At 72.7% G+C, this 7,354-nt stretch carries 5 protein-coding genes and 3 pseudogenes; 5 read left to right on the forward strand and 3 right to left on the reverse strand.

The genetic code is table 11. The annotated features are described in order from the left end of the window. Nucleotides 1-99: 99 nt before the first annotated feature. Nucleotides 100-594 carry a cupin domain-containing protein gene (locus ACGFZP_RS39115; RefSeq protein ID WP_392942151.1) on the reverse strand — a complete coding sequence of 165 codons (495 nt, stop codon included), beginning with the start codon at nucleotides 592-594 and terminating at the stop codon, nucleotides 100-102. Nucleotides 595-675: 81 nt separating this feature from the next. On the opposite strand from ACGFZP_RS39115, the gene ACGFZP_RS39120 reads away from it, so the two are divergent. Further along, a complete protein-coding gene (locus ACGFZP_RS39120) occupies nucleotides 676-1,527 on the forward strand; it encodes a LysR family transcriptional regulator (protein ID WP_392942154.1) in 852 nt (283 codons plus the stop codon). Nucleotides 1,528-1,568: 41 nt separating this feature from the next. Here the strand turns inward: ACGFZP_RS39120 and ACGFZP_RS39125 are convergent, their stop codons facing one another. Beyond that, a complete protein-coding gene (locus tag ACGFZP_RS39125; protein ID WP_392942157.1) occupies nucleotides 1,569-1,778 on the reverse strand; it encodes a hypothetical protein in 210 nt (69 codons plus the stop codon). Here ACGFZP_RS39125 and ACGFZP_RS39130 point away from each other — a divergent pair. Next, nucleotides 1,777-1,950: pseudogene (locus ACGFZP_RS39130) on the forward strand (3-oxoacyl-[acyl-carrier-protein] synthase III C-terminal domain-containing protein); the annotation flags it as partial. The gene ACGFZP_RS39125 and the pseudogene ACGFZP_RS39130 overlap by 2 nt on opposite strands. 134 nt (nucleotides 1,951-2,084) lie before the next feature. On the opposite strand, the gene ACGFZP_RS39135 reads toward ACGFZP_RS39130, so the two are convergent. Beyond that, nucleotides 2,085-3,083 (reverse strand): ArsR/SmtB family transcription factor, encoded by a 999-nt coding sequence (locus tag ACGFZP_RS39135; RefSeq protein ID WP_392942160.1) that lies wholly within the window; start codon nucleotides 3,081-3,083, stop codon nucleotides 2,085-2,087. Between the two features lie 820 nt (nucleotides 3,084-3,903). Between ACGFZP_RS39135 and ACGFZP_RS39140 the strand changes: the two genes are divergently transcribed. From ACGFZP_RS39140 to ACGFZP_RS39150, 3 genes and pseudogenes are all read left to right on the forward strand, one after another. Beyond that, nucleotides 3,904-5,748 carry an APC family permease gene (locus ACGFZP_RS39140; protein ID WP_392942163.1) on the forward strand — a complete coding sequence of 615 codons (1,845 nt, stop codon included), beginning with the start codon at nucleotides 3,904-3,906 and terminating at the stop codon, nucleotides 5,746-5,748. A gap of 131 nt (nucleotides 5,749-5,879) precedes the next feature. Next, nucleotides 5,880-6,587: pseudogene (locus ACGFZP_RS39145) on the forward strand (DNA-binding protein); the annotation flags it as partial. Nucleotides 6,588-6,847: 260 nt separating this feature from the next. Beyond that, nucleotides 6,848-7,075, forward strand: a pseudogene (locus tag ACGFZP_RS39150) (potassium-transporting ATPase subunit B); the annotation flags it as partial. Nucleotides 7,076-7,354: the final 279 nt, after the last annotated feature.

A 7,354-nucleotide genomic window follows, 5' to 3' on the forward strand; every position in this document is an offset into this window, starting at 1 on the left:
GTGACGGCCCGGTCCGTCGTCCGAGTGGCGGGGCCGCCGAACGGCGCCACCGCCACAGCCCGGATGGTCGTCGGGCCGGGCCGTGCTGGACCACCCGCGTCACGCGGGGCCGGCGGCGGGCTCGGTCGCGTAGCGGCCCATCGCGTCGATGTTGGCCTGGGGCGTCAGCGGCCGGTCGGCGGCGAGCACGTCCCGGAGGTCCCGGAAGTACTGCACGTACAGGTCGGGGGTGAAGGTGCTGAGCATGACGGCGGGTTGGTCGGTCAGGTTGGCGAAGGTGTGCGGGGTACCGGGCGGCACCATCACGAGCGTGCCGGTGACGGCGTCGTGGTCCTCGTCCCCGACGGTGAACCGCACGGTGCCGGAGAGGATGTAGAAGCCCTCGTCGTGTCGGGCGTGGCGGTGCTGCGGCGGTCCCTGGGTGTGCGGGGCGAGGACGGACTCGGCGATCGCGAGGCGGTGCCCGGTGTGGCTGCCGTCCTCCAGAACGCGCATCCGCGTGGTGCCCAGAACGATCGTCTCGCCGTCGCCGGGGCCCACCACCGATACGGCGGGATCCGCCAGCGGCTCGCTGCTCTTCGCTGCTTCGGTCATGCTCACCAGTGCACAGCCGGGGCGCCGCCGGTGTCCAAGACCCGTCCTGCGGCGCCGATACCCCGCGGGTATCGTGGCAGCGTGGAGCTACGGACCCTGCGCTACTTCGTGGCGGTCGCCGAGGAGCTTCACTTCGGCCGGGCCGCCACCCGACTGCACATGAGCCAGCCGCCGCTGAGCCGGGCGATCAAGCAGCTGGAGGCCGAGGTCGGGGCCCTGCTGTTCGCCCGCTCGCCCAGGGGGGTCACGCTCACGGCGGTGGGATCGGTGCTGCTCGACGAGGCGCGGGCGCTACTCGACCATGCCGACCGGGTCCGGGTACGCGTGAGCGCGGCGGCCGGCGTCGGGACCATCACCATCGGCGTCCTGGGCGACGGCACCGATCCGGGAGTGGCCAGGCTGGCCGCCGCGTTCCGCCGAAGCCACCCCGGCATCGACATCCGCGTCCGCGACACCGATCTGACCGACCCCACCTGCGGGCTTCGCGCCGGGCTGGTCGACGTCGCGCTGACCCGGGCGCCGTTCGACGAGACCGCCCTGACGGTGCGTGCGCTGCGGACCGATCCGGTCGGCGTCGTCCTACGCGCCGACGATCCGCTGGCCCGCCGCGACGGGTTGCGGCTGGCCGAGCTGAGCGACCGCCGCTGGTTCCAGTTCCCGCAGGGCACCGACCCCATCTGGCAGTCGTACTGGAACGGTGGCAGGCCGCGCGAGGGCTCGGTGGTGCGCGCCGTCCAGGAGTGCCTGCAGACCGTGCTGTGGAACGGTACGGTCGGCCTGGCCCCGCTCGGACACGACCTGCCCGCGGAGCTGGCCGTGGTGCCGCTGACCGACATGCCGCCGAGCCGAGTGGTGGCGGTGTGGAACGAGGGTGACTCCAACCCGTTGATCCGATCCTTCGTCGAGATCGCGACAGCCGCCTACCGTCACTGAGCACCGGCAGCCGGTGCTGCCGCGGCTCGTGCACTCCCGAGTCACTTCGGGGGATTCGGACCGACCGGCAGCGCGATGCCGGATGAGCGGTGCGCCGACCGTGGGAGGCGGGCGACTGCAGCCGCCGCGCCGTCGCAGGCCTGGTGCAGCGCGAGGATCCATGACTGCCCCACCGCCGCATGGGCCGGAAACGCGAGGGAAGCCGCCCCCAAGGTCCTGCCGTGGGCCTGGACCGCCATGGCCAGCTCCATGACGCCACCGTTGTCCGGCGCCCGCACGCACCTGGTGCTGGACCGGTACGGCAACATGGGCAGCGCATCAGTGCCCTTCGCCCTCGACCGTGCCAACCGCGCCAACGCGTTCTCCGACGGGGATCCGGTGCTGCTGGCCGCCTTCGGCGGGGGCATGTCCATCGGCGCCTGCCTGCTGCGGTGGGGGCGGCCGAATCAGTGTCCCGGCCTGTCGGGTCAGTTCTTCGGGATGAGGGTGTTCCCCCATGGGCCCCCGTCGCGAGGATGCTCACCCCACGGTCCGTCCGAGCCGCCACCGACCGGTGCTCAGGCCGGTGGCAGGGGTGGCGGATTGTCGAGGACGAGGTCGTGGCCGACGTCGGTGAGGGTGTGGCGGACCTGCTTGCCCTCGCGGCGGGTGGCGATCAGGCCGGCCGTGCGCAGGGCGACGGCATGGGCGGAGGCGGAGGGCGGGGTGACGCCGAGCCGCTGGGCGAGCTCGGTGGTGGAACAGGCGCTGCCGGCGATGGCGCGCAGGACGCGGGCGCGGGCGGGGCCGAGCACAGCGGCGAGGCCGTCGGCAGCCGGTGTCCGGGCCGCAGGCTCGGCGGTCGGGGCGGCGATCGGGTGCAGCAGCAGGCTCTGGCGGTCCGGCTCGGCCAGCAGGCTGATGCTCCGCTGGACGAAGTAGTTGGGCCGCAGTTCCAGGCCCCGGCCGCCGAGTTCGAAGGAGCCCTCCAGTTCGCCGAGGGTGCACTCCAGCACCCCCTCGTCCCGCCAGACGGCCTTCGGGTGGAGCGAGTCGAGCATTTCGCCGATCCCGGCGCGGGCGGCGGTGCGGGCCCGGACGGCGATGTCGGCCTCCAGCGCGCGGCGGATGTCGGGCCAGTCCGGGGCGAGGCAGGACCGGAACAGCGCCCAGGCGCCGTCGCTGACCTCGCGCAGGCCCCGGCTGCCGTCCTCGCGCAACCGGGCCAGGGCGGCCGGGACTTCCGGGCCGCTGCCGAACATCGCGACACCCTCCTCCACGGCCTGCTGCGGGACGGAGAGGAGCGCGTCGAGCTCGTCGGTCAACTGTCGGCGGACGGCGTCGAGGTCCGCCACCATGAAGTCGGGGACGCCGACCGGGCTCGCGTTGACCACCTCGAGGAAGCGCACGGCCCGGTGGGGCACGTTGCGGCGGACGTCCCGCCACCAGCGCTCGCTCCGCGACCCGCTGCCCTGGTGAACGCCCAACCGGGCCGAGCCCGCCAGCAGGTGGTCGAGCGGGGATATGACGAACCGGGTCCTCGCGAGGTCCGCGACCCCGAACCGCAGTGCGATCACGAACCTTCCTCCGGTTCCCCGCAGCCGTCCTGACCTGCCGCGATGTGGACTATTAGGCCCAGAGGCTAATGCATGGCCGTCCGGCCGCCCCCGTTGGCATGCTCCCTCTTGTCGGCGCGGCTAAGGCCCGCTCCGGCCCCCACCACGAGGGGAGTGGGGGCCGGAGCACGACCCTCGACCGGGCGTTCCCTGAACCGAACGCCCGGCGCCGCCCGGCGGTCCATCCTGCGGGGCCCTTTCGATCCCGGTTCTCACCGACAAAGCCGGCAGGTTCACACCGCCTCAGATCCCCACGCCCGTCGTACGTGCGAGGACCCTGCCCGCCCGCTTGAGCACCGTCGCCGGCTTCGGTTCCTTCTCCACGCGCAACAGGTAGCCCGCGACCGAGCCTCCCCGCTCCACTGCCGGCCGTGTCACGGGCCCGGCGCCGCTCCACTGCGCCCGCGCCGCCTATCGCCGTCCGCCCCCTGCCCGCACGTTGTGCGGGCAGGGGGCGGACGCGCGCTCCCATCGCACCAACGTTCCCGCGCAGGCGGCCCCGCAGGCAGCCGGCACTCGCCGCGCCGTCCGCGGGGCCGGGCAGAGCCGACCCCCCTGAACCACCCGGTGCCGCGTGCCACCGGCACCGGGTGCACCTCGCGGCCCCCGGCGTTCCCTGTCCGGACTGTGGCGGACAGGGAACGCCGAGGGCCGCGTCACTGCGCCGCCCGTCAAGATCACGTCAAGGCCGAAGGCGTCGGCGTCAAGAGTGCGTAGGAAGCGGCAGACAGGGTTCCGGGCCGCCGCACGATCGTCACAACCACGATCCATGGAGCCACGGATGTCCGAAGTCACCACTCCAGCCGTCACCACTCCGGCCGTCACCGCCGAGCCGGAGCCGCCGGATACCGGAGCCGCGGACGAGCGCCACCGTCTCTCCGTGCTCGGCGGGCTGGCGGCGCTGTCCTTGGACGCGATGGCGTCGGTGGCGTACGGGCCGGAGTCGATCGTGCTGGTGCTGGCGGCGGCGGGGGCGTACGGGTTGGGGTTCACGCTGCCGGTGACGGCGGCGATCGCGGTGCTGCTGGCGGTGCTGGTGGCCTCGTACCGGCAGGTGATCGCGGCGTTCCCGGACGGCGGCGGCTCGTACGCGGTGGCCAAGGCCCACCTCGGGCGGCGGACGGCGCTGACGGCGGCGGCCTCCCTGGTGATCGACTACGTGTTGAACGTGGCGGTGTCGGTGACGGCCGGGGTGGCGGCGCTGACTTCGGCGGTGCCGGGTCTGTACGGCGATCGGGTCTGGCTCTGCCTGGGGGTGCTGGCGTTGGTGACGGCGGTGAACCTGCGCGGGATAGCGGAGTCGGCGCGCTGGTTCCTGGCGCCCACCGCCGTCTTCGTGCTCTCGATCCTGGCGATCATCGTGGTGGGCCTGTTCCGCGACGCGCCGGTGAGCACGGCGGCGGCTGAGGGGCACGCCTCCGTCCTGGCCGGGAACGCCACCGCGGTCGGCGCGCTGCTGCTGCTCAAGGCCTTCGCGGCCGGCTGCTCGGCGCTGACCGGCGTGGAGGCGGTGGCGAACGCCGTCCCGTCCTTCCGCACCCCGGGCGTGAAGCGCGCCCAGCACACCGAGGTCGCGCTCGGCGCGCTGCTCGGCGTGATGCTGATCGGACTGGCCGTGCTGATCGGCCGCTTCCACCTCCAGCCGGTCGAAGGCGTCACCGTCCTCGCCCAGCTCGCCGACGCCTCGCTCGGCCACGGCGCCGGCTTCTACCTGGTGCAGTTCGCCACCGTCGTCCTGCTCGGCCTGGCCGCCAACACCTCCTTCGGCGGCCTGCCCGTCCTGCTCCACCTGCTGGCCCGCGACAACCACCTCCCGCACGTCTTCGCGCTGCGCGCCGACCGCCAGGTGCACCGCCACGGCGTCCTCTTCCTCGCGGTGGTCTCCGCCGTGCTGCTGGCCGGCTCGGGCGGGGACGTCAACAGCCTGGTGCCGCTCTTCGCGATCGGCGTGTTCGTCGGCTTCACGATCTGCCAGGTCGGCATGGTCCGCCACTGGTTCCTGGAGAGGCCGGTCCGCTGGCGGGCGAAGGCAGCCCTGAACGGCTTCGGCACGCTGCTCACCGGCGTCGCCGCGCTCGTCGTCACCGGCACGAAGTTCACCGAGGGCGCCTGGGGCATCTGCCTGGCCCTGCCCTTGCTGGTGCTGCTCTTCGAGGCGATCCACCGCAGCTACGCCCGGATCGGCGAGCGCCTGGAGCTCGGCCGCGTCCCCGGCCCGCTCACCTCGCAGCGCAGCCTCGTCATCGTCCCCGTCACCGCGATCACCCGCCTCACCCGCGACGGCCTCTCCGCCGCACTCTCCCTCGGCGACGAGGTCCTCGCGGTCACCGTCGTCCACGACCCCGCCGGGGCGGAGGCGCTGCGCCGGGACTGGGAGCTCTGGCAACCGGGTGTGCCGCTGGTGGAGATCGAGGACGCTCACCGCCGGCTCGGCCCACCGATCGCGGCCTTCGTCAACCGGCTCGCCGCCGAGCACGCCTACGACCGCCTCACCGTCCTGATCCCGGAGGTCGAACCGGCCCGGCCCTGGCAGCGGGCACTGCAGAACCGACGCGGCGCCGTGATCGACCGGGCCCTGCGCCGCCACACCGACGCGGTGGTCTGCCGACTCCGGATGCGGATGTGACATGCGCGGGGCCGAGCCGGAAAGCCGGACTTGTCCTAGATGCGTGTGCGCGACCGGGCATCTTGACGACACCTTAACGCGACCCCTTAACGGCCTCCGTCGCCCCTTCGACGTGTCCCGATAGGCCTCCAACCCGGATCATCAACGCGCTCGGCGCCGTCACCACCGCGCTGGTGCTGGTGATCGTCCTGATCACCAAGTTCACCCAGGGCGCCTGGCTCGCCGTGGTCGCCGCGATCGTCCTGTGGGTGATGATGCGCGGCATCCGCCGGCACTACGACAGCGTCGCCGACGAGCTGGCGGTCGACGACCCGCAGGCCGAGTCGGTGCGGCTGTCCAGGGTGCACGGCATCGTGCTGGTCTCCAAGCTGCACAAGCCCACCCTGCGGGCGCTCGGCTACGCCCAGGCGTTCCGGCCGGACACCCTGGAGGCGGTCAGTGTTGACGTGGAGAGGGAATCGACGGACGAGCTGCGGGCGCAGTGGGACGCGTTCGGCGTCCAGGTGCCACTGAAGGTGCTGGACTCGCCGTTCCGCGAGATCACCAAGCCGGTCGTCGGCTACGTCCGGACGGTGCGCCGCACCAGCCCGCGCGACGCCGTCGCGGTGTTCATCCCCGAGTACGTGGTCGGCCACTGGTGGGAGCACCTGCTGCACAACCAGTCGGCGCTCTGGCTGAAGAGCCGACTGCTCTTCACACCCGGCGTGATGGTGATCAGCGTGCCGTGGCAGCTCTCGTCGGCACCACGTGCCGACCACCCGGCCCGCCGCGCGCCCGGCTCGGTCCGCCGGGGCGAGCCCGCCCGGGCCAGGGACGTCCCCGAGCCGGAGAAGCTCTGACAGCATGCGGACAGGTGGTCCCGGACGCGCGCTGTCCGGGACCACCGACACGTTCGGGCCAGGCTGAGGTCTCAGGTGTGTGAAGCCGATATCAAGGCCGCGTCAATGTTCCGGATTCAGCCGTATGGAGGGCGTCAGGAAGGACGCTAAGGCCGTGACCGGCTGCTTTGCTGCTTCCGTCGGCCTGCCGCCGGCGTCGTGCGGACCTTCGGAGCCGTCCACGGCCAGGTCCTGAGCCACTGTGGTGGAGCCCGTGTCCGATCTACCCGGGCCTGGACAGGCTCAACATCATGGGCCTGCACAGCCCGCAGTCCGCCGTCACCTCGGCGATCGTCTTCAACGCCCTGGTCACCGTCGGCCTGATACCGCTCGCCCTGCGCGGCGTGAAGTACCGCCCGTCCGAGGCCAGTTCGCTACTGCGAGGGAACCTCGGGGTCTACGGCCTCGGCGGCCTGGTGGTCCCCTTCGTCGGGATCGAACGGAGGGACTCCCGCTCGGCTTCCTCGGACAGGAGGGCGTCAACGTCGTTCTGCTCAACAAGTCACTCAGTGAGCAGAAGCGACAGTGCATCGCACAGGAGAGTGAACCGGCCTACCCGGGCAGGGGGAGCATTTCCCGTGCCCGGGTCGGCCGCCCGCACCTGCACCATCAGACCTGCCAACCTCGTACGACGACGAAAGAGCAGCGCCCATGGCCCGCGACCTCACCCCCGGCACCGGCCCCCGCCGCGGCCGGCTGAGGGTGTACCTCGGTTCCGCCCCCGGTGT

This window comes from Kitasatospora sp. NPDC048239, from assembly GCF_043202015.1.
Classification (GTDB): domain Bacteria; phylum Actinomycetota; class Actinomycetes; order Streptomycetales; family Streptomycetaceae; genus Kitasatospora.

Coding starts and splice junctions, on each gene's coding strand:
- ACGFZP_RS39115 (WP_392942151.1), bottom strand. CDS start 594: ATGACCGAAGCAGCGAAGAGCAGCGAGCCGCTGGCGGATCCCGCCGTA.
- ACGFZP_RS39125 (WP_392942157.1), bottom strand. CDS start 1,778: ATGGAGCTGGCCATGGCGGTCCAGGCCCACGGCAGGACCTTGGGGGCG.
- ACGFZP_RS39140 (WP_392942163.1), top strand. CDS start 3,904: ATGTCCGAAGTCACCACTCCAGCCGTCACCACTCCGGCCGTCACCGCC.